The sequence below is a fragment of the Pseudomonas sp. KBN12P06040 genome, assembly GCF_037574965.1.
GTDB classification, from domain to species: Bacteria; Pseudomonadota; Gammaproteobacteria; order Pseudomonadales; family Pseudomonadaceae; genus Pseudomonas; species Pseudomonas aeruginosa.
Map to the genome: position 1 here is coordinate 2,227,954 of NZ_JBBELS010000001.1, position 24,944 is coordinate 2,252,897.

Consider the following 24,944-nt stretch of genomic DNA (forward strand, 5'->3'; position numbering starts at 1 on the left):
TGTCGATGAGTGTCTACGCGATTATCGGAGGAACCGGCCTGACCCAGCTGGAAGGGCTGACGCTGAGCGAGTCCCTGCCGATCGAAACGCCGTATGGCGCGCCGTCCGCGCCGCTCCAGCGTGGCCGCTACGCCGGGCGCGAGGTGCTGTTCCTGGCGCGTCACGGTCATCCGCACCGCTTCCCGCCGCACCAGGTGAACTACCGCGCCAATCTCTGGGCGCTGAAGCAGGCGGGTGCCGAGGCGGTGATCGCGGTGAACGCGGTGGGTGGCATCCATGCGGCGATGGGAACGGGGCACCTGTGCGTGCCGCACCAGTTGATCGACTACACCTCGGGACGCGAGCACACCTATTTCGCCGGCGATATCGAGCATGTCACCCATATCGATTTCAGCCACCCCTATGACGAGCCGTTGCGCCAGCGCCTGATCGAGGCATTGCGTGCGTTGGGGCTGGCGCACAGCAGCCATGGGGTCTACGCCTGCACCCAAGGGCCGCGCCTGGAAACGGTGGCGGAAATCGCCCGGTTGGAGCGGGACGGCAACGATATCGTCGGCATGACCGGCATGCCCGAGGCGGCACTGGCCCGCGAGCTGGACCTGCCCTACGCCTGCCTGGCGCTGGTGGTCAATCCCGCGGCGGGCAAGTCGGCGGGGATCATCACCATGGCCGAAATCGAACAGGCGTTGCACGATGGCATCGGCAAGGTGCGCGAGGTGTTGGCGCGGGTCCTGGCCGGCTAGGCGGCCATCGCAACGAAAAAAAGGCCGCTATTGCGGCCTTTTTCGCTATTGCGCAGGAGGTGCGGCGTCGAAACCGCCTTCGACGGGAGGCGCGTCCGCCGGTGCCTGCTGTTCTTCCATTTCCATGGGATTGGGGGCGGCGGGACGGGCGCCGACCGGCACCACCTTGATCAGGATGCCCAGGCTCGGATGGTCGAGATAGGTCAGTTCGCCATTCTTCAGCCGCGTGCCCTGCCTGATGTGCTGGCTGCCGGCGAGGAAACCGTCGTCGCCGAAGCGATTGACCCAGAAATCGGCCTCCATGTCGACGAAGCGCACCTGGCTGAGGGTCAGCGTACCTTCCACCGGGAAATGATGATCCTGTTCCTGGCCTTCGCTGAGGGCGATCTTCACCGGGGTCTCGCCGATGTCCTGGCGCCAGGCCTTGTGCAGCAGCACGGTGTAGCCGTTGTCCTGGCTGAGCTTGGCGAGCTGGTTGTCGAGCGCGGTGGCGCGCAGGGCGTCGCTGGACAGCGGCTGTGCGCCGGTGGCCCAGTCGTCCGGCGCCGGCTGGCTGGACGGCACGGCATCGCCGGCCTGGCGGAACACCACCAGTTCCACCTGGTAGGGACCGCCGGCGAATGCCGCGGGGGCGGCCAGTGAGAGCAGCAGGGCAAGGCAACGGAACAAGCGCATAGGCTAATCCTTAGGTGGTTTGCGGTGTCAGGCGCTCGAACAGCGCCTCCAGGGTATTGAAGCGTTCTTCCGGTCGTTCCATGGGCACCTGGAAGCGGAACAGGGTTGCGCCTTCGAACTTGTAGCGGTTCGGCTGGCCCTGGATCAGCTTGATCAGTACCAGCGGGTCGACCTGGGTATCGGCGGCGAATTCTATACGACCGCCCTGCGGTCCGGCATCGACCTTGAGGATTCCAAGTTTTTCCGCCTGCAGCTTCAGAAGGGTCAGGCGCATCAGGTTCTTCGCCGGATCGGGCAGGAGCCCGAAGCGGTCGATCATCTCCACCTGCAACTCGCGCAAACCTTCCTCGTCAGGGGCGTTGGCGATGCGCTTGTAGAGGATCAGCCGGGCATGCACGTCGGGCAGGTAATCCTCGGGGATCAGCGCAGGCACCCGCAGGTTGACCTCCGGCCCGCCGCCCAGTGGCTGCTCGAGGTTCGGTTGCTCGCCCTTGCGGATGGCCTTCACCGCCCGTTCGAGCATTTCCATGTAGAGGGTGAAGCCGACCGCCTGGATCTGCCCGCTCTGGCCGTCGCCGAGCAACTCGCCGGCGCCGCGGATCTCCAGGTCGTGGGTGGCGAGGACGAAGCCGGCGCCCAGGTCCTGGGCGTTGGCGATGGCTTCCAGGCGTTTCTCGGCGTCCGGGGTCATCTGACGGCGCGGCGGTGTCAGCAGGTAGGCGTAGGCCTGGTGGTGGCTGCGACCGACGCGGCCGCGCAACTGGTGCAACTGGGCCAGGCCGAACTTGTCGGCGCGCTCGATGAGGATGGTGTTGGCGCTGGGCACGTCGATGCCGGTCTCGATGATGGTCGAGGCCACCAGCACGTTGAAGCGCTTGTGGTAGAAGTCGCTCATCACCTGTTCCAGCTCGCGCTCGTGCATCTGTCCGTGGCCGATGCCGATGCGCGCCTCCGGGACCAGTTCGGCGAGGTCGCGGGCGCACTTCTCGATGGTCTTCACTTCGTTGTGCAGGTAGTACACCTGGCCGCCGCGCAGCAGTTCGCGGAGCAGCGCTTCCTTGATCACCGCGTTCTGCTGCTCCATGACGAAGGTGCGCACCGACAGGCGGCGCGCCGGCGGCGTGGCGATGATGGACAGGTCGCGCATGCCGGAGACGGCCATGTTCAGGGTCCGCGGGATCGGCGTGGCGGTGAGGGTGAGGATATCCACTTCGCTGCGCAGGGCCTTGAGCTGCTCCTTCTGGCGCACCCCGAAGCGGTGTTCCTCGTCGATCACGACCAACCCCAGGTTGGCGAACTTCACGTCTTCCTGGAGCAGCTTGTGGGTCCCGATGAGGATGTCGATCTTGCCTTCGGCCAGTAGCCGCGCGGCGTTCTCGACTTCCTTGGCGCTCTTGAAGCGGCTCATCACCTCGACGCTCACCGGCCAGTCGGCGAAGCGGTCGCGGAAGCTGTTGTAGTGCTGCTGGGCGAGCAGGGTGGTGGGCACCAGCACCGCCACCTGCTTGCCGCTATGCACGGCGACGAACGCCGCGCGCATCGCCACTTCGGTCTTGCCGAAGCCGACGTCGCCGCAGACCAGGCGGTCCATGGGCCTGGGTGCGAGCATGTCGGCGACCACCGCCTCGATGGCGCTTTGCTGGTCCGGCGTCTCCTCGAACGGGAAGCCGGCCGAGAAGGTCGCGTAGTCGGCCTGCGGATCCTTGAACGCGAAGCCTTCGCGGGCGGCGCGGCGGGCGTAGATGTCGAGCAGTTCGGCGGCGACGTCGCGAACCTGTTCGGCGGCCTTGCGCTTGGCCTTCTGCCAGGTTTCCGAGCCGAGTCGGTGCAGCGGCGCCAGGGCGTCGTCGGCGCCGGTGTAGCGGGCGATCAGGTGCAGGTTGGCGACCGGCACGTAGAGTTTGGCGTCCTCGGCGTATTGCAGCATGAGGAATTCCGCCTGCTGGTTGTCCACCTCGAGGGTGATCAGGCCCAGGTAGCGGCCGACGCCATGGTCGATGTGCACCACCGGCGCGCCTTCGCGCAGCTCGGTGAGGTTCTTGATCACCGCGTCGCCGCCGTCGCGGGTCTTTTCCCGGCGCCGGCGCTGCATGACGCGCTGGCCGAACAGCGGGCTTTCGGCGACCAGGGCGAGTGCCGGATGGTCCAGCAGCAGGCCCTCGTCCAGCGGCGCGATGCTGATCGCCAGGCGTGCCTGGCTGGCGAGGAAGGCCGGCCAGCCGTCGACTTCCTCGGGGCGCAGCTTCAGTCGGGCCAGCAGCTCCAGCAGGACTTCCCGGCGTCCGGGCGATTCGGCGCAGAACAGTACGCGGCCGGGGAACTCCTCGATGAACCGGCGCAGCGCGGCCAGCGGCTCGGCGGCCTTGGCTTCGATCGCCAGGTTCGGCAGCGGCAGGGCCGGGAAGCGCTCGCGCCCGACGCCCGGCTCGACGTCCTCCTGGCTGGCGACCACCCGTGGCCAGTTCTTCAGCCGGGCGAAGCAGTCTTCCACCGGAAGGAACACTTCCGCCGGCGGCAGCAATGGCCGTTCCGGATCGACCCGGCGGTCCTCGTAGCGGCTGCGTACGTCATTCCAGAACTGCTCGGCGGCCTGTTCGATGCCGGGCAGGGAGAACACCTGGGTGTCTTGCGGCAGGTAGTCGAAGAGGGTCGCGGTTTCCTCGAAGAACAGCGGCAGGTAGTACTCGATTCCCGAGGGTGTCAAACCGCTGGCGAGGTCCTGGTAGATCGGGCAGCGCCGGTAGTCAACGTCGAAGCGCTCGCGGAAGCGGCCGCGGAAACCGGTGACCGCTTCCTTGTTCAGGGGGAATTCGCGTGCCGGCAGCAGGCGGATCGACTCGACCTTGTCGATGGAGCGCTGGGTCTCCGGGTCGAAGGTGCGCAGGGTCTCGATCTCGTCGTCGAACAGGTCGATACGGAAGGGCAACTCGCTGCCCATCGGGAACAGGTCGATCAGCGCGCCGCGGACGGCGAATTCGCCGTGCTCGTAGACCGTGTCGACGCAGCGGTAGCCGGCGCCTTCCAGGCGCAGGCGCATCCGCTCGACATCGAGTTTCTGGCCGACGTCGAGGACCAGGCTGCTGCCGAGCAGGAAGCGGGTCGGCGCCAGGCGGTGCAGGGCGGTGGAGATCGGCACCACCAGCACGCCGTGCTTGAGCTGCGGCAACTGGTAGAGGGCGGCGATGCGCTGGGAAATGATGTCCTGGTGCGGCGAAAAGACGTCGTAGGGCAGGGTTTCCCAATCGGGGAAATGCAATACCGGCAGGTCGGGGGCGAAGAACCGCAGTTCCTGTTCCAGGCGTTCGGCATTCTGGCTGTCGGCGGTCAGCAGCAGGGTGAAGCGCTTGGCGGAACTGGCGGCCTCGGCGACAGCCAGGCTCAGCGCGGCACCGGGGAGGTTGCCCCAGTGTTGCTTGCCGGCGCTGGCCGGCAGGCTGGGAAGACGCAGTACGGACACGGGCAAGCTGGGCTCCGGTCGGGAATTTGACCCGCCGGATTGTAACTTTCCCGACTGCTGGATGTCAGTCTTCCGACTGCTGCAGATTGCCGAGCCTGGCCGGCGCGGTCATAATGTAGCCCCTTTTTTCATCCCCTACATGTGGAAGGTATTGCCCGTGACTCAGAAGCCCGACCAGTGTCTCGGTGAATGGATCGATCGTGAAGCCATCGCGGAAGCCATGATCCCGCTGATTGGCCAGCTCTACCGCAATAACAATGTGGTGACCTCGATCCATGGCCGTGGTCTGATCAACCGCTCGGTGATCGCGATCATGAAGGCGCATCGTTTCGCCCGTCATCGCATGGCTGATGACGCCGAGCTGTCGGTTCACGAGACGTTCCCGATCCTCAAGGCGATGAGCGAGCTCAAGCTGGGTGCCGCTTCCGTCGATCTGGGCAAGATGGTCGCCAAGTTCAAGGCAGAAGGTAACGGCCGCAGCATCGAGGACTTCGTCAAGGCCGAGCTGGCCGAAGTGGCCGACAAGCAGAACGGCGATGCCCGCGAAGGCACCGACGTCGTGCTCTACGGCTTCGGCCGCATCGGTCGCCTGCTGGCGCGTATCCTGATCGAGAAGACCGGCGGCGGCGACGGCCTGCGCCTGCGCGCGATCGTTGTGCGCAAGGGCGCCGAGAACGACCTGGTCAAGCGGGCCAGCCTGCTGCGTCGGGACTCGGTGCACGGTCCGTTCGACGGCACCATCACCATCGACGAAGAAAACAACACGCTGACCGCCAACGGCAACCTGATCCAGGTGATCTACTCCAACGACCCGGCGTCGATCGACTACACCCAGTACGGCATCAAGAACGCCCTGCTGGTCGACAACACCGGCAAGTGGCGCGACGCCGAAGGCCTCGGCCAGCACCTGAAGTGCCCGGGGATCGATCGCGTGGTCCTTACCGCGCCGGGCAAGGGTGCGCTGAAGAACATCGTGCACGGTATCAACCACACCGACATCGGCGCCGACGACAAGATCATCTCGGCCGCCTCCTGCACCACCAACGCCATCGTGCCGGTGCTGAAGGCTGTCAACGACCAGTACGGCATCGTCAACGGTCACGTCGAGACCGTTCACTCGTACACCAACGACCAGAACCTGATCGACAACTTCCACAAGGGCAGTCGTCGTGGCCGCAGCGCGCCGCTGAACATGGTGATCACCGAGACCGGTGCCGCCACCGCCGCGGCCAAGGCCCTGCCGGTGCTGAAAGGCAAGCTGACCGGCAATGCGATCCGCGTGCCGACGCCGAACGTGTCCATGGCGATCCTCAACCTGAACCTGGAAAAGGCCACCACCCGCGAAGAGATCAACGAGTACCTGCGCCAGATGGCCATGCACTCGGACCTGCAGAAGCAGATCGACTTCGTCAGCTCCCAGGAAGTGGTTTCCACCGACTTCGTCGGTTCGCGCCATGCCGGCGTGGTGGACGCCGAGGCGACCATCTGCAACGACAACCGTGTCGTCCTGTACGTGTGGTACGACAACGAGTTCGGCTACAGCTGCCAGGTAGTGCGCGTGATGGAAGACATGGCTGGGGTCAACCCGCCGGCCTTCCCGCGTTGATGCGCAAGGCGTAGAGGAAAACGGGAGCTCTCGGGCTCCCGTTTTTCATTTCTGTGGATAACCAGAACAAGAAACTACTCACTTCGATTTAGGGTTTTTCAATGGATGGTCAACATCTGCACCAGGGCGAGCTGAAGCGTGGCCTGAAGAATCGCCACATCCAGTTGATCGCGCTGGGCGGGGCGATCGGCACCGGGCTGTTCCTCGGCTCGGCGGGCGTCATCAAGACGGCCGGCCCGTCGATGATCCTCGGTTACGCCATTGGCGGCTTCATCGCCTTCCTGATCATGCGCCAGCTCGGCGAGATGATCGTCGAGGAGCCGGTGGCCGGCTCCTTCAGCCACTTCGCACACAAGTACTGGGGCGGCTTCGCCGGTTTCCTCTCCGGCTGGAACTACTGGGTGCTGTACATCCTGGTGGGCATGTCGGAGCTGACCGCGGTGGGCAAGTACATCCAGTACTGGTGGCCTGACGTGCCGACCTGGGCCACGGCGGCGGCGTTCTTCGTGCTGATCAACGCGATCAACCTGGCCAACGTGAAAGCCTTCGGCGAGACCGAGTTCTGGTTCGCGATCATCAAGGTAGCGGCGATCATCGGCATGATCCTGCTCGGTATCTACCTGCTGGTCGGCGGCGGTGGCGGGCCGCAAGCCTCGGTGAGCAACCTGTGGGACCGCGGCGGCTTCTTCCCCAACGGCCTCAGCGGCCTGGTGATGACCCTGGCGATCATCATGTTCTCCTTCGGTGGCCTGGAGCTGGTGGGCATCACCGCCGCCGAGGCGTCCGAGCCGAGGAAGGTGATTCCCAAGGCGATCAACCAGGTGATCTACCGGATCCTGATCTTCTATATCGGCGCCCTGGCGGTGCTGCTCTCGCTGTATCCATGGGACCAGTTGGTGGAGACCATCAACGCTTCCGGCGACGACTACAGTGGCAGCCCGTTCGTGCAGATCTTCTCGTTGATCGGCAGCGGCACCGCGGCCAACATCCTCAACTTCGTAGTCCTCACCGCGGCATTGTCGGTCTACAACAGCGGCGTCTACTGCAACAGCCGGATGCTCTACGGCCTGGCCGCCCAGGGTGACGCGCCGAAGGTGCTGATGTCGGTGGACCGCCGGGGCGTGCCGGTGCTGTCGATCCTGGTCTCGGCGCTGATCACCTTCCTCTGCGTGATCGTCAACTACGTATTGCCGCACAAGGCGCTGGAACTGCTGATGTCGCTGGTGGTGGCGGCGCTGGTGATCAACTGGGCGATGATCAGCCTGTCGCACCTGAAGTTCCGCGCGGCGATGAAGCGGCAGGGCGTGGACACCTTCTTCAAGGCACTCTGGTCGCCGTTCAGCAACTACCTGTGCCTGGCCTTCGTGGTGTTCATCCTTGGCATCATGCTGATGATCCCCGGGATCAACATCTCGGTGTACGCCATCCCATTCTGGCTGCTGCTGATGTGGTTGTGCTACCGGGTCAAGCTGTCGCTGGCGGAAAGGCGCGGGCTCGGCCAGCAGGCCTGAGCCTGCGGGTGGCGCGGGACGGGAGCTTCGGCTCCCGTTTTTCATTTCGCACGGGCAAGTTTTTCTGTCGTTTTCTGTTACGCGTTTCAAGGCCCGGTGTGCGGCTTGGGTGGCTCCCGGGGAGGTGGCTCTTTATAATCCCGGAGTTACCTTGCGGGGCCATTCATCAATCGTGCCAATTCAGTACGTTGTGCGCGATGATGGTCATTTTCTGACTTGGGCCTCGTCTTTTCTGTCCACGACCACTAGGCACTAGACATGATCAAGATAAAACGTGGCCTGGACCTGCCCATCAGCGGCGCCCCCGAACAGCGCATCGAGGCAGCACGCCCGGTACGCAGCGTGGCGTTGATCGGTTTCGACTACCACGGCATGAAGCCGACCATGGCGGTGCAGGTAGGCGACCGGGTGAAGCTGGGGCAGGCGCTGTTCACCGACAAGAAGAATCCCTCCGTCAGCTATACCGCACCCGGCGCCGGTGTGGTCAGTGCCATCCATCGTGGCGAGAAGCGCGTCCTGCAATCGGTGGTCATCGATCTCGACGGCGACGAGCAACTGGAGTTCGCCCGTTATCCCGCGGACCAACTCGCCACGCTGAGCGCCGAGCAGGTCCGCGACAACCTGTTGCAGTCGGGCCTGTGGACCGCGCTGCGGACCCGGCCGTTCAGCAAGGTGCCCGATCCCGAGTCCAGCCCCAGTTCGATTTTCGTCACTGCCATCGATACCCAGCCGCTGGCCGCCGATCCGCAGGTGGTTATCGCGGAGCAGGGCGAGGCCTTCCAGGCCGGGCTGACGGTGCTCGGGCGCCTGGCCCGGGTGTTCCTGTGCAAGGCGGAAGGCGTTTCGCTACCCGGCGAGGCGCTCTCCGGCGTGACCGCGCAAGCCTTCGCCGGTCCGCATCCGGCGGGCCTGCCCGGCACCCATATCCACTTCCTCGACCCGGTGGGTGCCGGCAAGAGCGTGTGGAACCTGAACTACCAGGACGTGATCGCCATCGGCAAGCTGTTCACGACCGGGCAATTGTGGACCGAGCGGGTGATCGCCCTGGCCGGTCCGGTGGTGGAAAAGCCGCGTCTGGTGCGCACCCGCTTGGGCGCCAACCTCGACGAACTGGCCGCCGGCCAGCTGCAGCCGGGCAACAACCGGCTGATCTCCGGCTCCGTGCTGGGCGGTCGCACCGCCCATGGCGCCTACGCCTACCTGGGGCGCTACCACCTGCAGTTGTCCTGTCTCAAGGAGGGCGACCAGCGTGAGTTCCTCCACTACCTGCGCGCCGGGGTGGAAAAGCATTCGCTGCTCAACGTGTTCGTCTCCAGGCTGCTCGGCGGCAAGCGTTTCGCCTTCACCACCAGCACCAACGGCAGCCCGCGGGCGATGGTGCCGGTAGGCAATTACGAGGCGGTGATGCCGCTGGATATCCTGCCGACCCAACTGCTGCGCTACCTGATCGTCGGCGACACGGAAATGGCCCAGAAGCTCGGCGCCCTGGAACTCGACGAAGAGGACCTGGCGCTGTGCAGCTACGTCTGCGCCGGCAAGTACGAATACGGCCCGATTCTGCGGGACAACCTGGCACGCATCGAGCAGGAGGGCTGAGCCATGGGTTTGCGTAACCTGCTCGACAAGGTCGAGCATCATTTCGAGAAGGGCGGGCGCTACGAGAAGTGGTACCCGCTGTACGAAGCCGTGGACACCTTCCTCTATCGTCCCGGCAGCGTCACCCGCACCACTGCACACGTGCGCGACGGCATCGACCTGAAGCGCATGATGATCATCGTCTGGCTGTGCACCTTCCCGGCGATGTTCTTCGGCATGTACAACGTCGGCCACCAGGCCAACCTGATCTTCGCCCAGAGCCCCGACCTGTTGAGCGCCCAGGATGGCTGGCGCTTCGCCCTGATCGGCGCGCTGGCCGGGTTCGACCCGAACAGCCTGTGGGATTGCCTGGTCCAGGGCGCCGCGTACTTCCTGCCGGTGTACCTGACCACCTTCATCGTCGGCGGTTTCTGGGAGGTGCTGTTCGCCAGCATCCGCCGCCACGAGGTCAACGAAGGCTTCTTCGTCACCTCGGTGCTGTTCGCCCTGACCCTGCCGCCGTCCGTCCCGCTGTGGCAGGTAGCCCTGGGGATCAGCTTCGGCGTGGTGCTGGGCAAGGAAGTGTTCGGCGGCACCGGGAAGAACTTCCTCAATCCGGCACTGGTCGGCCGGGCCTTCCTGTTCTTCGCCTACCCGGCACAGATGTCCGGCGACGCGGTATGGACCTCGGTGGACGGCTTCGCCGGCGCCACCTCGCTGAGCCTGGCCGCCGCCGGCGGGGTGGACAACATCCTCGGCCACGGCCTGACCTGGATGGATGCCTTCCTCGGCCACATGCAGGGTTCGATGGGCGAGACCAGCACCCTGGCGATCTTCATCGGCGGCGCCGTGCTGCTGCTGACCCGCATCGCCTCCTGGCGCATCGTCGCCGGGGTGATGCTGGGGATGGTCGCCATGAGCTACCTGTTCAACGCCATCGGCTCGGCCAGCAACCCGATGTTCGCCATGCCCTGGTATTGGCACCTGGTCACCGGCGGCTTCGCCTTCGGCATGATCTTCATGGCCACCGACCCGGTCTCGGCGTCCATGACCGATACCGGCAAGTGGCTGTTCGGCGCCCTGATCGGAGTGATGGTCATGCTGATCCGGGTGGTCAACCCGGCGTTCCCGGAAGGCATGATGCTGGCGATCCTGTTCGCCAACCTGTTCGCACCGCTGATCGACCATTTCGTCGTTCAGGCCAACATCAAGCGGAGGCTGGCGCGCAATGGCTAATCAAGAATCCACCACCCGCACACTGCTGGTAGCCCTGGTGGTGTGCCTGGTCAGCTCGGTGTTCGTCGCCGGCGCGGCGGTGGCGCTGAAGCCGACCCAGGCGGAAAACCGCCTGCTCGACAAGCAGCGCAGCATCCTCGCCATCGCCGGTCTCGGCGAGCCGGGCATGTCCGGCAAAGAGGTCAAGGCGCTGTTCGACAGTCGCATCACCGCCAAGGTGGTCGACCTGCAGAGCGGCACCTTCAGCGATGCCCAGGACCCGCTCGGCTACGACCCGCTGAAAGCGGCCAAGGACCCGGCGCTGTCGGAGGCGCTGCCCGCCGCCGAGGACATCGCCTCGATCAAGCGCCGCGAGCGCTACACCACGGTCTACCTGGTGGAGACCGACGGCAAGCTCGACACCCTGATCCTGCCGGTGCGCGGCTACGGTCTGTGGTCGACCCTGTACGGCTTCCTGGCGCTCAAGGGCGACCTCAACACGGTCGCCGGCTTCGGCTTCTACCAGCATGGCGAGACCCCCGGTCTCGGCGGCGAGGTCGACAATCCGAAATGGAAGGCGCTGTGGGTCGGCAAGACCCTCTACGACGCCCAGGGCGATCTTGCCGTACAGATCATCAAGGGCTCGGTGGACCCGCAGTCGGCGAAGGCGACCCACCAGGTCGACGGCCTGGCCGGCGCCACCCTGACCAGCAAGGGTGTCGACAACCTGCTGCATTTCTGGCTCGGCAAGGACGGTTTCGACGCCTTCCTCGCCAATCTGCGCAAAGGGGAGGCGTGATGGCTGCTCAACCCACGATCCGCGAAGTCCTGTTCAATCCGGTCTTCCAGAACAATCCGATCGGCCTGCAGATCCTTGGGATCTGCTCGGCGCTGGCGGTAACCTCGAACCTGAAGACCGCTACCGTCATGGCCATCGCCCTGACCCTGGTGACCGGCTTCTCCAACCTGTTCATCTCGATGATCCGCCGGCAGATTCCCAGCTCGATCCGGATGATCGTGCAGATGGTGATCATCGCCTCGCTGGTGATCGTCGTCGACCAGGTGCTCAAGGCCTATGCCTATAGCCTGAGCAAGCAGCTCTCGGTGTTCGTCGGGCTGATCATCACCAACTGCATCGTGATGGGCCGCGCCGAAGCCTTCGCCATGGCCAACCCGCCGCTCGTGTCGTTCTTCGATGGCATCGGCAACGGTCTCGGCTACAGCGCCATGCTGCTGGTGCTGGGCTTCGTCCGCGAGCTGTTCGGCGCCGGCAAGCTCTACGGCATCAGCGTGTTGCCGACGGTCAACGATGGCGGCTGGTACCAGCCGAACGGCCTGCTCCTGCTGCCGCCTTCGGCGTTCTTCCTGATCGGCCTGATCATCTGGGCCCTGCGGACCTGGAAGAAAGACCAGGTCGAGGCCCCGACCTACAAGATGGCCCCGCAGGTATCCAGCAAGGAGGCTTACTGATGGAGCACTACATCAGCCTGTTCGTGAAGGCCGTGTTCGTCGAGAACATGGCGCTGGCGTTCTTCCTCGGCATGTGTACCTTCATCGCCATCTCGAAGAAGGTGGAGACCGCCATCGGCCTGGGTATCGCGGTGATCGTGGTGCAGACCATCACCGTGCCGGCCAACAACCTGATCTACACCTACCTGCTCAAGGACGGCGCGCTGGCCTGGGCCGGGCTGCCCGAGGTGGACCTGAGCTTCCTCGGCCTGCTCAGCTACATCGGGGTGATCGCCGCCATCGTGCAGATCCTCGAGATGCTCCTCGACAAGTACGTACCCAGTCTCTACAACGCGCTGGGCGTGTTCCTGCCCCTGATCACGGTGAACTGCGCGATCATGGCCGGCTCGCTGTTCATGGTCGAGCGCGACTACAACCTTGCCGAGAGCACGGTGTACGGCGTCGGCTCGGGCTTTTCCTGGGCGCTGGCGATCGCCGCGCTGGCGGGTATCCGCGAGAAGCTCAAGTACAGCGACGTCCCCGAGGGCCTGCAGGGCCTGGGGATCACCTTCATCACCATCGGCCTGATGTCGTTGGGCTTCATGTCGTTCTCCGGCGTGCAGTTGTAAGGAGAGGCCCGTGATCGGATTCGAGATTTTCCTGGCCATCGGCATGTTCACCGCCATCGTCCTGGGCCTGGTGGCGATCATCCTGGTCGCCCGCGCCAAGCTGGTGTCGAGTGGCGACGTGACCATCCAGATCAACGGCGAGCACAGCCTGACCGTGCCGGCCGGCGGCAAGCTGCTGCAAACCCTGGCGACGAACAACGTGTTCCTGTCTTCCGCCTGCGGCGGCGGCGGCACCTGCGCGCAGTGCAAGTGCGTGGTGGTCGAGGGCGGCGGCGAGATGCTGCCCACCGAGGAGTCGCACTTCACCCGGCGCCAGGCGAAGGAGGGCTGGCGCCTGTCGTGCCAGACCCCGGTCAAGCAGGACATGCAGATCCGCGTGCCTGAAGAGGTCTTCGGGGTGAAGAAGTGGGAATGCACGGTGGAGTCCAACCCCAACGTCGCCACCTTCATCAAGGAACTCACCCTGCGCCTGCCGGACGGCGAGAGCGTGGATTTCCGCGCCGGCGGCTACGTGCAGCTGGAATGCCCGCCGCACGTGGTCGAGTACAAGGACTTCGATATCCAGCCGGAATATCGCGGCGACTGGGACAAGTTCAACATGTGGCGCTACGTGTCGAAGGTCGACGAGACGGTGATCCGCGCCTACTCGATGGCCAACTACCCGGAAGAGCAGGGCGTGGTCAAGTTCAACATCCGCATCGCCTCGCCGCCGCCGGGCAGCGACCTGCCGCCGGGGCAGATGTCGTCCTGGGTGTTCAACCTCAAGCCGGGCGACAAGGTCACCGTGTACGGGCCGTTCGGCGAGTTCTTCGCCAAGGACACCGAGGCCGAGATGGTCTTCATCGGCGGCGGCGCCGGCATGGCGCCGATGCGTTCGCACATCTTCGACCAGTTGCGCCGGCTCAAGTCGAACCGCAAGATCAGCTTCTGGTACGGCGCGCGCTCGCTGCGCGAGGCCTTCTATACCGAGGAGTACGACCAGCTGCAGGCGGAGAACCCCAATTTCCAGTGGCACCTGGCGCTGTCCGACCCGCAGCCGGAGGACAACTGGACCGGCCTGACCGGCTTCATCCACAACGTGCTGTTCGAGAACTACCTGAAGGACCACCCGGCGCCCGAAGACTGCGAGTTCTACATGTGCGGCCCGCCGATGATGAATGCCGCGGTGATCAAGATGCTCACCGACCTGGGCGTGGAGCGCGAGAATATCCTGCTGGACGATTTCGGTGGCTGAGCGTTTCCGTCCGCTTGCCATGGCCGGACTGGCAGCGCTGGCGCTGGTCCTGGCCGGTTGCGGCGACACCCTGGAAAGCTTCGCCGGCCCGACCATGGGCAGCACCTATTCGATCAAGTACGTGCGCGGCGCCTCGGCGCCCGACGTCCAGACGGCGAAAGCCGCGGTGGAAGCGATCCTCGCCGAGGTCGACCGGCAGATGTCCACCTACCGCGACGACTCCCTGGTCTCGCGTTTCAATGCGCTGCCGGCGCAGTCCTGCATGGAGCTGCCGCCACCGATGCTGGAGTTGCTGCGCTATGGCGGCGAGTTGTCGGAACAGAGCCAGGGCGCCTTCGACATGACCGTCGAGCCGCTGATGAACCTCTGGGGCTTCGGTCCGCAGGCGCGGGTGGAGAAGGTTCCCAGCGCCGAGCAGATCGCCGCGGCGCGCCGTGACGTCGGCCATCGACACCTGCGCATCGACGGCCAGCGCCTGTGCAAGGACGCCGCCGTACAGCTGGACTTCGACAGCATCGCCGCTGGATATACGGTGGACGCGGTAGGCGAACGCCTGAAGGAGCTTGGCGTGCGCAGCTACCTGGCGGAAATCACCGGCGAGTTGAAAGCCGAAGGGCGCAAGCCGGACGGCACGCCCTGGCGCATCGCTATCGAAGCGCCGCGCGAGGGCCAGCGGGTCGCCCAGCAGGTGCTGGCGCTGGACGGCTACGGCGTCTCGACCTCGGGCGATTATCGCAACTATTTCGAAGAGAACGGCCAGCGCTATTCGCACACCTTCGACCCGCGCACCGGCGCGCCGATCGACCATCACCTGGCTTCGGTCACGGTGATCGATCCGTCGACGCGCAACGCCGACGGCCTGTCGACCCTGCTGATGGTGCTCGGTCCGGAAGAGGGCTACCGTTTCGCCGAGAAGCACCGACTGGCGGCGCTGTTCGTCAGTCGCCAGGGCAACGGTTTCGACAGCCGCACCACGCCACGCTACGAGCAACTGTTCGGCAACCAAGGAGAACGTCCATGACCTGGCTACTGGTCTTCGTCATCATGCTGCTGGTGGTCTTCGGCATGTCCATCGGGGTCATCATGGGCCGCAAGCCTATCGCCGGTTCCTGCGGCGGCATCGCCAACCTGGGGATCGAGAAGGAATGCTCGATCTGCGGCGGCGACCGGCAGAAATGCGAGGAAGCCAACCGCGACGAATCTGTAGTGCCCGGAAAACTCGCCTACGACGCGACCAAACGCTAATGTGCGACATTTCGCACGGGGCGTAACATATGCCCGCCTCGAGGTCGGACCGAGCCTTGCCCGGCGAATGCCGTCGTTCGCACCGACCCGATGATCGAATCGATCCGCCGCGCACATGTTGTGCAGCGGCTTTGCCGGAGGCGCCAGTGGGCGCCTCGGCCTGTTCTGAGGAGTACGCATGGCTGTCTACAACTACGACGTGGTGATTTTGGGCACGGGTCCGGCGGGCGAAGGGGCGGCGATGAACGCCTCCAAGTACGGACGCAAGCTGGCGGTAGTCGACAGCCGTCGCGTGGTCGGAGGCAACTGCACGCACCTCGGCACCATTCCTTCCAAGGCCCTGCGCCACTCGGTGAAGCAGATCATCGAGTTCAACACCAACCCGATGTTCCGCCAGATCGGCGAGCCGCGCTGGTTCTCCTTCCCCGACGTGCTGAAGAGCGCCGACCGGGTGATCTCCAAGCAGGTCGCCTCGCGTACCGGCTACTACGCGCGCAATCGCATCGACATGTTCACCGGCACCGCCAGCTTCGTCGACGAACGCACCGTCGAAGTGGTGACGCCGAGCGGCGCGGTGGAGCGCCTGGTCGCCGACCAGTTCGTGATCGCCACCGGCTCGCGCCCGTATCGTCCTTCGGACATCAATTTCAACCACCCGCGGGTCTACGACAGCGACACCATCCTGTCCCTGAGCCACACCCCGCGCCGGCTGATCATCTACGGAGCCGGGGTGATCGGCTGCGAATACGCGTCGATCTTCAGCGGCCTGGGCGTGCTGGTGGACCTGATCGATACGCGCGACCAGTTGCTCAGCTTCCTCGATGACGAGATTTCCGATGCGCTGAGCTACCACCTGCGCAACAACAACGTGCTGATCCGCCACAACGAGGAGTACGAGCGCGTCGAGGGGCTGGATAACGGCGTCATCCTGCACCTGAAGTCGGGCAAGAAGATCAAGGCGGACGCGCTGCTCTGGTGCAACGGCCGGACCGGCAATACCGACAAGCTCGGCCTGGAGAACGTCGGCATCAAGGTCAACAGCCGTGGCCAGATCGAGGTGGACGAGAACTACCGCACTTCGGTGAGCAACATCTTCGCCGCCGGCGACGTGATCGGCTGGCCGAGCCTGGCCAGCGCTGCCTACGACCAGGGCCGCTCGGCCGCCGGCAACATCGTCGAGAGCGACAGCTGGCGCTTCGTCAACGATGTGCCGACCGGCATCTACACCATTCCGGAGATCAGCTCGATCGGCAAGAACGAAAGCGAACTGACCGCGGCGAAGATTCCCTACGAAGTGGGCAAGGCGTTCTTCAAGGGCATGGCCCGGGCGCAGATTTCCAACGAGCCGGTGGGCATGCTGAAGATCCTGTTCCATCGCGAGACCCTGGAGATCCTCGGCGTGCACTGCTTCGGCGACCAGGCTTCGGAAATCGTCCACATCGGCCAGGCGATCATGAACCAGCCGGGCGAGCTGAATACCCTGAAGTACTTCGTCAACACCACCTTCAACTACCCGACCATGGCGGAAGCCTATCGGGTAGCGGCGTTCGACGGCCTCAACCGGCTTTTTTGAAGGACTCCGGCCGGCGGCCTGAGCCGGCCGGAGGGGATGTGCTCAGCGATTCCCGAGGGTGGCGCTGGCCAAACCGGGAAAGTCTGTGATCAGGCTGTCCACGCCGAAGTCGGCGAGCCGGCGCATCAGCGCCGGTTCGTTGACCGTCCACACCGAGACGTGAAGCCCCTGGCGCTGGGCCTTGAGCAGGCGCTCCGGGGTGCATAGGGTCCAGTTCAGGGCGAGCAGGGCACAGCCATAGTGCTGGGCGACCTTCAGCGGGTCGAGCCAGGCGTATTCGGCGACCAGCCCGCGCGACAGCTCCGGGGTCAGTTCGTTGAGGGCCTTGAGCACGGTCCGCGAACCGCTGGTGACGGTGACCTTGTCGCGGTTGCCGAAGCGCTCGGTCAGCTCCCTGATCCGCGTTACCGTCCGCGCCGCGCGTTCGCGCGAGGCGCTCTTCACTTCCAGTTGCCAGTGCTCGAACGGGCACTTCTCGAACAACTCCTCCAGCCGCGGGATCGGCGTCGGCCGTACCCAGCCGGGGCCGCCTTCGCGCGCGTCGTAGGTGACCAGGGTGGCCGCGTCGTGTTCGGCGACCTTGCCGCGGCGGCCGGTGGTGCGCTTCAGGGTCGGGTCGTGGATCACCATCAGTTCGCCGTCGCGGGACAGGTGCAGGTCCAGTTCGCAACGGTTGACGCCATGCTCCAGGCAGCGCTGGAAGCTGGCCAGGGTGTTTTCCGGCGCTTCGCCCTTGGCGCCGCGATGTCCATAGATGAGAGTCACTGTGGCTCCTTGTTCGAGGGTTGCGCGGGATTCCGCGGCCGATGATGGCGAACGCTGTCGATCACCCGGCCGCTTTCGAAATATACCGAGAAGTCGCGGTAATCCCAGCGCACGATGGGCGGCTGGCCGACCGCGGGATGTTCCTCGTCGGCCAGGCCGAAGCGTTGCAGCACGGCTTCGCGGCTTTCGCCGCGCGCGGGCAGGGCGACCCGGGTATCGCCCTGGGCGCCCAGCGGAATGCTCAGGGTGTCGGCGAACAGCGGCGGGGCGAGGAGGAGGGAGCACAGCAGTAGCGAACGGAGCATCGGTACATCTCAGGTCGAAGAAGGTTGGCCCGGCTCGCCGAGCGGGCCTTGTCCGGCCCGTGCCAGGCGGCGCTGCTGGGCCTGCTTCTGGAGGATATGCCGGGCCAGCAACTGGCGCTGTGCGTCGCTCAACGCTTCGAACTCGGTGCCGATCTCGAATTCGTCGTCGTGTGGCTGGGCGTGGATTACCCGGGCCCGCAGTTCGAGGCCGAAACCCTGCGGCAACAGGACCATGCGCAGGACGAGCAACTGGCCGACCGGCAAAGCGCGGTCGTGGTGGAAGCTGACGCCCCCCTCGGACAGGCTGACCTTGCGCGGTTCGCCGATCTCCTTGAGCAGGCTCTGCACCATGACCTGGCCAAGCAGGTCGATGCGCTTGTTCATCACCTTCAGGTAGTTGGCCAGCGTGCGGTCGCGTTCGCTGATGTGGCGCAGCAGGTGCTGCGACTCGTAATCCATCAGGTGGAGGTCGCTGAGCAGGCTGAACAGGGTGGCCCCCGGCTCGCTCTCCAGGCCGTCTTCGACGGCCCCGGCAGGGCGAAATTCCAGTGCGAGGGTATCTTCGATACGGTAGTATTCGCGGCGGTCATCCGCGTCACGAGTGGACATGGCGAACCCACGGCGGCAGTGATGGTCAGAGTGTAAGGCCGCCGGCGATGCCTCGCCACTTCGCCATCCCGACGCATCCATTTTCTGCCAGCTAAGGGCGACATGTTCAGACCCCTGTCCGTTTTCATCGGCACGCGCTATACGCGGGCCAAACGTCGCAGCCATTTCGTCTCCTTCATTTCGCTGACCTCGATGATCGGCCTGGCACTGGGCGTGCTGGTGATGATCGTGGTGCTCTCGGTGATGAACGGCTTCGATCGCGAAATGCGTACCCGCATCCTCGGCATGGTGCCGCAGGCCACCGTCGAGTCGTACCAGCCCATCGATGACTGGCGCGCCCTGGCCGAGAAGGTCAAGGCCCACGAGCATGTCACCGCGGTAGCGCCGTTCACCCAGATGCAGGGCATGCTCAGCGCCAATGGCGCGGTGCAGACGGTGATGGTCGATGCGGTCGATCCGCTGGAAGAGGCCAAGGTCTCGATCATTCCCGATTTCTTCAAGCAGGGCTCGCTGGCGGAACTCAAGGCCGGCGGCTTCGGCATCGTCATCGGCCAACTGGCGGCACAGAAGCTCGGCGTCGGCATCGGCGACAAGGTCACCCTGATCCTCCCCGAGGTGGCGGTCACCCCGGCCGGGGTGTTCCCGCGGATGAAGCGTTTCACCGTGGTCGGCACCTTCCGCGTCGGCGCCGGCGAACTGGATGGCGGCCTGTCGCTGATCCACCTGGAAGACGCCGCGCGCCTGCAGCGCTGGAAGACCAACCAGGTACAGGGGCTGCGCCTGAAGCTCGACGACCTGTTCCAGGCGCAGCGGGTGGCCTGGGAGATCGCCCGGACCCTGACCGACAATGACTTCTACGCCCGCGACTGGACGCGCAGCCACGGCAACCTGTACCAGGCCATCCGCATGGAAAAGACCATGATCGGCCTGTTGCTGCTGCTGATCGTCGCGGTCGCCGCGTTCAACATCATTTCCACCCTGGTGATGGTGGTCACCGACAAGAAGTCGGACATCGCCATCCTTCGTACCCTCGGCGCCACGCCGGGGCAGATCATGGCTACCTTCATGGTCCAGGGTACGGTGATCGGGGTGATCGGCACGCTGGTCGGCGGGGTCCTCGGGGTGGTCGCGGCACTCAACGTCAGCGCCTGGATTTCCGCCCTGGAAAAGCTGCTGGGCCACCAGTTCCTCGCGTCCGACGTGTACTTCATCGATTACCTGCCGTCGCAACTGATGCTCGACGATGTCGTGCTGGTCTGCGGCGCGGCCCTGGTCCTCAGCTTCTTCGCCACTTTGTATCCAGCCTGGCGTGCGGCGCGCACCCAGCCTGCGGAGGCTTTGCGTTATGAATGACAAGTCGGTGCTGAGTTGCCGCAACCTGAGCAAGAGCTACGACGAGGGACCGCAATCGGTGCAGGTGCTGTCCGGCGTCGAGTTGAACCTGCTGCCTGGGGAGCGGGTGGCTATCGTCGGCAGCTCCGGTTCGGGCAAGAGCACCTTGCTGAACATGCTCGGCGGCCTGGACACGCCCTCCGCCGGCAGCGTCTGGCTCGCCGGCGAGGAACTCTCGGCGCTGAACGAGACGGCCCGCGGGCTGCTGCGCAACCGCGCGCTGGGCTTCGTCTACCAGTTCCACCACTTGTTGCCGGAGTTCACCGCCCTGGAGAACGTCTGCATGCCGCTGTTGATCGGCCGCACGCCGATCGCGGAAGCCCGCCAGCGGGCGGCCGAGCTGCTGGAGCGGGTCGGGCTGGGGCATCGCCTGTCGCACAAGCCGGCCGAGCTGTCCGGCGGCGAGCGCCAGCGGGTGGCGATCGCCCGCGCGCTGGTCAACCGTCCGCAGCTGGTACTGCTCGACGAGCCCACCGGCAACCTCGACCAGCATACCGCCCAGGGTATCCAGGAGCTGATGCTGGAACTGAGCCGTTCGTTGCAGACCTCGTTCCTGGTGGTAACCCACGATCTCCAGCTGGCCGGGCACATGGATCGCATCCTGCGCCTGGAAGAAGGCCGACTGATCGCCGCGTAGCGGGGCGACGGCGTGCCCGCCGTCCGCTCCCGTCCGGCGAATCCCCCATCGACTCGGTGCATCCGCGACATGTTCAGACCGTTACCGTTCTTCATAGGCCTGCGCTACACCCGCGCCAAACGCCGCAACCACTACATCTCGTTCATCTCGCTGACCTCGATGATCGGCCTGGCGCTGGGCGTGCTGGCGATGATCATCGTGCTCTCGGTGATGAACGGCTTCCAGAAGGAAATGCGCACGCGGATCCTCGGCATGGTGCCGCATGCCACTATCAGCGCGACGCAGCCGCTGGACGACTGGCAGACCGTCGCCAACGCGGCGCTGCGGCACCGCGAGGTGGTCGGCGCGGCGCCGTTCGCCGAACTGCAGGGCATGCTGTCGTACAAGGGCAACATGCTGCCGGTGCTGGTCAACGGCATCGACCCGCAGGAGGAGCGCAAGGTTTCCATCATCGGCGAGCACATCGTCCAGGGCAGCCTGGACGACCTCAAGCCTGGCGAGTTCGGCATCGTCCTCGGCGAGATCACCGCGCGGCGCTTCCATGTCAATGTCGGCGACAAGCTGACCCTGATCGTCCCGGAAGCCACCAGTGCGCCGGGCGGCATCACTCCGCGCATGCAGCGCTTCACCATCGTCGCCCTGTTCAAGGTCGGCGCCGAACTGGACAACTCGCTGGCGCTGATCGACATCGCCGATGCCGGCCAGTTGCTGCGCCTGCAACCGGGCCAGGTGCCGAGCGTGCGCCTGGAACTGAAAGATCTCTACCAGTCGCCGCAGGTCGCCGCCAAGGTGGTCAAGGAGTTGGGGCAGGGCTTCAGGTCCAGCGACTGGACCAGGACCCAGGGCAGCCTGTTCAACGCGATGAAGATGGAAAAGACCATGATCGGCCTGCTCCTGCTGCTGATCATCGCGGTCGCCGCCTTCAACATCATCGCCACCCTGATCATGGTGGTCGCCGACAAGCGCACCGACATCGCGATTCTTCGTACCCTCGGCGCCACGCCGCGGCAGATCATGGCGATCTTCATGGTCCAGGGCACCGTCATCGGCGTGATCGGGACGGTCATCGGCGGGGTGCTCGGGGTGTTCGCGGCGTTGAACATCACCGGGATGATCGACCGCATCGAGCGGCTGGTCGGGCACAAGGTCTTCAGCTCGGACGTGTACTTCATCAACTACCTGCCTTCCGACCTGCAGGTGCTGGACGTGGTGCTGATCTGCAGCGCTGCATTGCTGATGAGCTTCCTCGCCACCCTGTACCCATCCTGGCGCGCGGCGCGGACACAACCGGCCGAGTCGCTGCGCTACGAGTGAGCGAGAAGGCCTGCGCCAGTCCCTGCACGGGGCGGACAAGGCCCACGAAAAAGCCGCCTTCGAGGCGGCTTTTTCATGTCAGGCGGATCACTTCGTGGCGACCCGTTCGCGACGTTGCCGGCAGCGTCGGCTCCAACTGCGCTGCACCCACCAGCGCCAGTAGAGCATCGTCAGCGCGTAGCCGAGGATGGCGGCGATGATGCCGCACACCACCGAACCGAGCAGGAAGGGCTGCCAGAGGCTGGACAGCTCCTGGCTGATCCATTCCCAGGTGAGATGGTCCGGCAGGGTGCGCGGCGGCACCTGCATCAACCAGGCGCCCAGCTTGTAGGTGCAATAGAAGACCGGGGGCATCGTGATCGGATTGGTCAGCCAGACCAATCCGACGGAGATTGGCAGATTGCTCCGAATCCACACCGCCAGACCGGCCGCCAGCAGCATCTGCATCGGCATCGGGATGAAGGCGGCGAACAGCCCGGCGGCCATGGCGCGCGATACCGAGTGGCGATTGAGATGCCAAAGGTTGGGATCGTGCGTCAACTTGCCGAGAAAGCGCAGCGACTTCTGCGAGCGGATGCTTTCCGGATCGGGCATGTAGCGCTTGAACAGGCGACGCGGCATGTGGGCTCTCGGTGGATATAGGCTTGCGTATTATGCCAAGCAAGATGACAGGATTTCGTTGCCCATTGTATGACCCCATGTGACATGTCGGGGAGCGGAGGGCACGCCACGGGGATGGGAGGAACCGTTCATGCGCCTGGGATTGCCAGCCCTCGCCGCGGGGCTGCTGGCCCTGCGCTTCCTGGCGGAATTGCCGTCGGTCGGCTGGCTGCTGGGCATGGCCGCCGCCGGACTGTTGCTGCTGTTCGGCCGGCTGTACTGGCTGGGGTTGTTCCTGCTCGGGTTCGCCTGGGCCTGCGGCTCGGCGCAAGTCGCCCTGGACGGACGCCTGATCGCCGAGCTGGATGGTCGCACCCTTTGGCTGGAGGGGCGTGTGGTCGATCTGCCGGCGAGCGGCGAGGGCGTCACGCGCTTCCGGCTGGAGGAGGTCAGCGCTGCGCGGGGCGTGCTTCTTCCCGAGCGTCTGCGCCTGAGCTGGCGCGGCGCGCCGCCGCTGATGGGCGGCGAACGCTGGCGCCTGGCGGTGACCCTGAAACGCCCCCGCGGCCTGGTGAACGCGGCGGGTTTCGACTACGAGGCCTGGTTGTTGGCGCAGCGGGTCGGTGCTGTGGGCACGGTGAAGGCGGGCGAACGCCTGCAGCCGGCCAGCGGCCTGGATGCCTGGCGCGATGCCTGGCGCCAGCGCCTGCTGGCGGTCGACGCACAGGGGCGCGGCGCCGCCCTGGCGGCGCTGGTGCTGGGGGATGGCTCGGGATTGAGTGCGGCCGAGTGGCGCATGTTCCAGGACACCGGCACCGTGCATCTGATGGTCATCTCCGGTTCGCATATCTCGTTGCTGGCGGGGATGCTCTATGGCCTGGTGGCGGCCTTGCATCGCCTGGGCTGCTGGCCGCGGCGCCTGCCCTGGCTGCCCTGTGCCTGCGCCCTGGGTTTGCTTGGTGCATGGAGCTACGGGTTGATGGCGGGTTTCGAGGTCCCGGTGCGGCGCGCCTGCCTGATGGTCAGCCTGGCGTTGGTCTGGCGCCTGCGTTTCCGCCACCTGGGCTTGCTGACCCCGCTGCTGGGAACGCTGGTGCTGGTCTTGCTGGTCGAGCCGCTGGCCAGCCTGCAGGCGGGGTTCTGGCTGTCGTTCCTGGCGGTTGCCCTGCTGCTCTGGCTGTTCGCCGGGCGCCTTGGGCGTTGGCGCTGGTGGGCGGCCTGGGGGCGGGCGCAGTGGGGGATGGCGCTGGGGCTGGCGATGCCGCTGCTGGCGCTGGGCCTGCCGTTGAGCCTGAGCGGAGCGCTGGCCAACCTGCTGGCGGTGCCTTGGATCGAACTGTTGGTAGTGCCCCCGGCCCTGGCGGGGAGCCTGCTGCTGTGGGTGCCCGGGCTGGGCGAGGGGCTGCTTCGCGCCGCTGGCGTTTCGCTGGACCTGCTGTTTCGTGCACTTGGCCTGCTGGCGGGCCTGGCCGAGGCCTGGCAGCCACCCGCCGCAGCGGCCTGGAGCGTAGCGCTGGGCATGCTCGGCGCGCTCTGCTGGCTGGCGCCGGCTGGCTTGCCGTTGCGTGCCCTCGGTGCCGCGTTGCTACTGCCGGCGTTGTTGCCGTCATCGCCGCCTGTCGAATGGGGGCGGGCGGAAGTGCGGGTGCTGGACGTCGGCCAGGGGCTGGCCGTGCTGGTGCGTACCCGGGAGCATGCCTTGCTCTATGACAGCGGTGCGCGGCAGGGGGCGTTCGACATGGGCGAGCGGGTGGTGGTGCCGGTGCTGCGCAGCCTGGACCTGCGGCGCCTGGACGGCCTGTTGCTGAGCCATGCCGACAACGACCATGCAGGCGGTGCTCCTACGGTCGCTTCCCGATTCCCGCCGGGTTGGCTGGTCAGCGGCGAACCCGCGCGCCTGCCTTCGCCGTTGTTCGCGGACAGCTGCGACGAGCGGAGCTGGTCCTGGGATGGCGTGGTTTTCGAACAGTGGGCATGGGCGCAGGCCGGCGACAGCAACGACCGCTCCTGTGTGCTGAGGGTCGAGGCCGATGGCGAAGTCCTGCTGCTGACCGGGGACATCTCGCGTGCGGCCGAGCATGCCTGGCTGGCGCGACAGGCCGATCCGCGGGTCGACTGGTTGCTGGCGCCGCATCATGGCAGCCGCAGTTCCTCCGGAGTCGCCTTCGTGTTGCGTACGCGACCTCGCCATGTGCTGGTCTCGCGAGGTTGGCGCAACGCCTTCGGCCATCCCCATGGCGAAGTGATGGAGCGTTACGCGAGGGTCGCCGCGCAGGTCCACGACACGGCACGCGACGGTGCCCTGACGTTTCTCCTCGGAAGCCGTGGCGGCGCACGCCGGGAGCGTGATTCGGCGCACTTCTGGCGGGAAAAATGAGAACCGTGGCGGTCGGCGGAAAATGGTCGCTGT

The 24,944-nt window shown here is 65.6% G+C and carries 22 protein-coding genes; 16 read left to right on the forward strand and 6 right to left on the reverse strand.

The window, feature by feature from the left end:
* Positions 1-5: 5 nt before the first annotated feature.
* Positions 6-743 carry an S-methyl-5'-thioinosine phosphorylase gene (locus tag VQ067_RS10515; protein ID WP_003091193.1) on the forward strand — a complete coding sequence of 246 codons (738 nt, stop codon included), beginning with the start codon at positions 6-8 and terminating at the stop codon, positions 741-743.
* A gap of 45 nt (positions 744-788) precedes the next feature.
* Here VQ067_RS10515 and VQ067_RS10520 read toward each other — a convergent pair whose 3' ends face one another.
* Complete coding sequence (locus tag VQ067_RS10520) at positions 789-1,418, reverse strand: CsiV family protein (RefSeq protein WP_033990446.1); 630 nt, start codon at positions 1,416-1,418, stop codon at positions 789-791.
* 10 nt (positions 1,419-1,428) lie between these two features.
* Positions 1,429-4,875 carry a transcription-repair coupling factor gene (mfd, locus tag VQ067_RS10525; protein ID WP_003091189.1) on the reverse strand — a complete coding sequence of 1,149 codons (3,447 nt, stop codon included), beginning with the start codon at positions 4,873-4,875 and terminating at the stop codon, positions 1,429-1,431.
* 139 nt (positions 4,876-5,014) lie between these two features.
* On the opposite strand from mfd, the gene VQ067_RS10530 reads away from it, so the two are divergent.
* The 11 genes from VQ067_RS10530 to sthA all read left to right on the forward strand — a co-directional run bounded on the left by VQ067_RS10530 (position 5,015) and on the right by sthA (position 16,912).
* Positions 5,015-6,481, forward strand: a complete 1,467-nt coding sequence (locus tag VQ067_RS10530) for a glyceraldehyde-3-phosphate dehydrogenase (protein WP_042852707.1) — start codon at positions 5,015-5,017, stop codon at positions 6,479-6,481.
* A gap of 101 nt (positions 6,482-6,582) precedes the next feature.
* A complete protein-coding gene (locus VQ067_RS10535; protein ID WP_003091187.1) occupies positions 6,583-7,992 on the forward strand; it encodes an amino acid permease in 1,410 nt (469 codons plus the stop codon).
* Positions 7,993-8,250: 258 nt separating this feature from the next.
* Positions 8,251-9,588, forward strand: a complete 1,338-nt coding sequence (locus tag VQ067_RS10540) for a Na(+)-translocating NADH-quinone reductase subunit A (protein WP_003109479.1) — start codon at positions 8,251-8,253, stop codon at positions 9,586-9,588.
* A 3-nt stretch (positions 9,589-9,591) separates the two neighbouring features.
* Positions 9,592-10,803 carry an NADH:ubiquinone reductase (Na(+)-transporting) subunit B gene (locus tag VQ067_RS10545; RefSeq protein WP_003109478.1) on the forward strand — a complete coding sequence of 404 codons (1,212 nt, stop codon included), beginning with the start codon at positions 9,592-9,594 and terminating at the stop codon, positions 10,801-10,803.
* The gene (locus tag VQ067_RS10550) at positions 10,796-11,581 is read left to right on the forward strand and encodes a Na(+)-translocating NADH-quinone reductase subunit C (protein ID WP_003091184.1); all 786 of its coding nucleotides are present in this window, start codon (positions 10,796-10,798) and stop codon (positions 11,579-11,581) included. Before VQ067_RS10545 ends, VQ067_RS10550 begins: the two co-directional genes overlap by 8 nt.
* Positions 11,578-12,252, forward strand: coding sequence for an NADH:ubiquinone reductase (Na(+)-transporting) subunit D (gene nqrD, locus VQ067_RS10555; RefSeq protein ID WP_003119802.1), 675 nt, complete (start codon positions 11,578-11,580; stop codon positions 12,250-12,252). Before VQ067_RS10550 ends, nqrD begins: the two co-directional genes overlap by 4 nt.
* Complete coding sequence (gene nqrE / locus VQ067_RS10560) at positions 12,252-12,860, forward strand: NADH:ubiquinone reductase (Na(+)-transporting) subunit E (RefSeq protein ID WP_003091182.1); 609 nt, start codon at positions 12,252-12,254, stop codon at positions 12,858-12,860. The genes nqrD and nqrE overlap by 1 nt, the downstream gene beginning before the upstream one ends.
* Before the next feature lie 10 nt (positions 12,861-12,870).
* Positions 12,871-14,094, forward strand: coding sequence for an NADH:ubiquinone reductase (Na(+)-transporting) subunit F (gene nqrF / locus VQ067_RS10565; RefSeq protein WP_003091181.1), 1,224 nt, complete (start codon positions 12,871-12,873; stop codon positions 14,092-14,094).
* On the forward strand, positions 14,087-15,115 hold the full coding sequence (locus VQ067_RS10570; RefSeq protein WP_003091179.1) for an FAD:protein FMN transferase: 1,029 nt from the start codon (positions 14,087-14,089) through the stop codon (positions 15,113-15,115). The genes nqrF and VQ067_RS10570 overlap by 8 nt, the downstream gene beginning before the upstream one ends.
* Complete coding sequence (gene nqrM, locus VQ067_RS10575; RefSeq protein ID WP_003091178.1) at positions 15,112-15,339, forward strand: (Na+)-NQR maturation NqrM; 228 nt, start codon at positions 15,112-15,114, stop codon at positions 15,337-15,339. Before VQ067_RS10570 ends, nqrM begins: the two co-directional genes overlap by 4 nt.
* Before the next feature lie 178 nt (positions 15,340-15,517).
* Positions 15,518-16,912, forward strand: a complete 1,395-nt coding sequence (sthA, locus tag VQ067_RS10580) for a Si-specific NAD(P)(+) transhydrogenase (protein ID WP_003091177.1) — start codon at positions 15,518-15,520, stop codon at positions 16,910-16,912.
* Positions 16,913-16,954: 42 nt separating this feature from the next.
* Here sthA and VQ067_RS10585 read toward each other — a convergent pair whose 3' ends face one another.
* From VQ067_RS10585 to VQ067_RS10595, 3 genes are read right to left on the reverse strand one after another with little or no spacing between them, the layout of a single operon-like run.
* Entirely contained in the window at positions 16,955-17,677 is a 723-nt protein-coding gene (locus VQ067_RS10585; protein WP_003091176.1) for a glycerophosphodiester phosphodiesterase, read from the reverse strand.
* Positions 17,674-17,982 (reverse strand): hypothetical protein, encoded by a 309-nt coding sequence (locus VQ067_RS10590; RefSeq protein WP_003091175.1) that lies wholly within the window; start codon positions 17,980-17,982, stop codon positions 17,674-17,676. The genes VQ067_RS10585 and VQ067_RS10590 overlap by 4 nt, the downstream gene beginning before the upstream one ends.
* 9 nt (positions 17,983-17,991) lie before the next feature.
* Positions 17,992-18,591, reverse strand: coding sequence for a PilZ domain-containing protein (locus VQ067_RS10595; RefSeq protein WP_003091172.1), 600 nt, complete (start codon positions 18,589-18,591; stop codon positions 17,992-17,994).
* A 102-nt stretch (positions 18,592-18,693) separates the two neighbouring features.
* Here VQ067_RS10595 and VQ067_RS10600 point away from each other — a divergent pair, with 102 nt between their 5' ends.
* The 3 genes from VQ067_RS10600 to VQ067_RS10610 all read left to right on the forward strand — a co-directional run bounded on the left by VQ067_RS10600 (position 18,694) and on the right by VQ067_RS10610 (position 21,934).
* Positions 18,694-19,944: a lipoprotein-releasing ABC transporter permease subunit gene (locus VQ067_RS10600; protein ID WP_340080825.1), complete on the forward strand. Its 1,251-nt coding sequence runs from the start codon at positions 18,694-18,696 to the stop codon at positions 19,942-19,944.
* Entirely contained in the window at positions 19,937-20,620 is a 684-nt protein-coding gene (lolD, locus tag VQ067_RS10605) for a lipoprotein-releasing ABC transporter ATP-binding protein LolD (RefSeq protein WP_003091168.1), read from the forward strand. Before VQ067_RS10600 ends, lolD begins: the two co-directional genes overlap by 8 nt.
* Positions 20,621-20,689: 69 nt before the next feature.
* On the forward strand, positions 20,690-21,934 hold the full coding sequence (locus tag VQ067_RS10610; protein WP_003105198.1) for a lipoprotein-releasing ABC transporter permease subunit: 1,245 nt from the start codon (positions 20,690-20,692) through the stop codon (positions 21,932-21,934).
* A gap of 87 nt (positions 21,935-22,021) precedes the next feature.
* On the opposite strand, the gene VQ067_RS10615 is transcribed toward VQ067_RS10610, so the two are convergent.
* On the reverse strand, positions 22,022-22,555 hold the full coding sequence (locus VQ067_RS10615; protein ID WP_033990447.1) for a DUF2062 domain-containing protein: 534 nt from the start codon (positions 22,553-22,555) through the stop codon (positions 22,022-22,024).
* Between the two features lie 130 nt (positions 22,556-22,685).
* On the opposite strand from VQ067_RS10615, the gene VQ067_RS10620 reads away from it, so the two are divergent.
* On the forward strand, positions 22,686-24,911 hold the full coding sequence (locus VQ067_RS10620) for a DNA internalization-related competence protein ComEC/Rec2 (protein ID WP_058147062.1): 2,226 nt from the start codon (positions 22,686-22,688) through the stop codon (positions 24,909-24,911).
* Positions 24,912-24,944 lie beyond the last annotated feature (33 nt).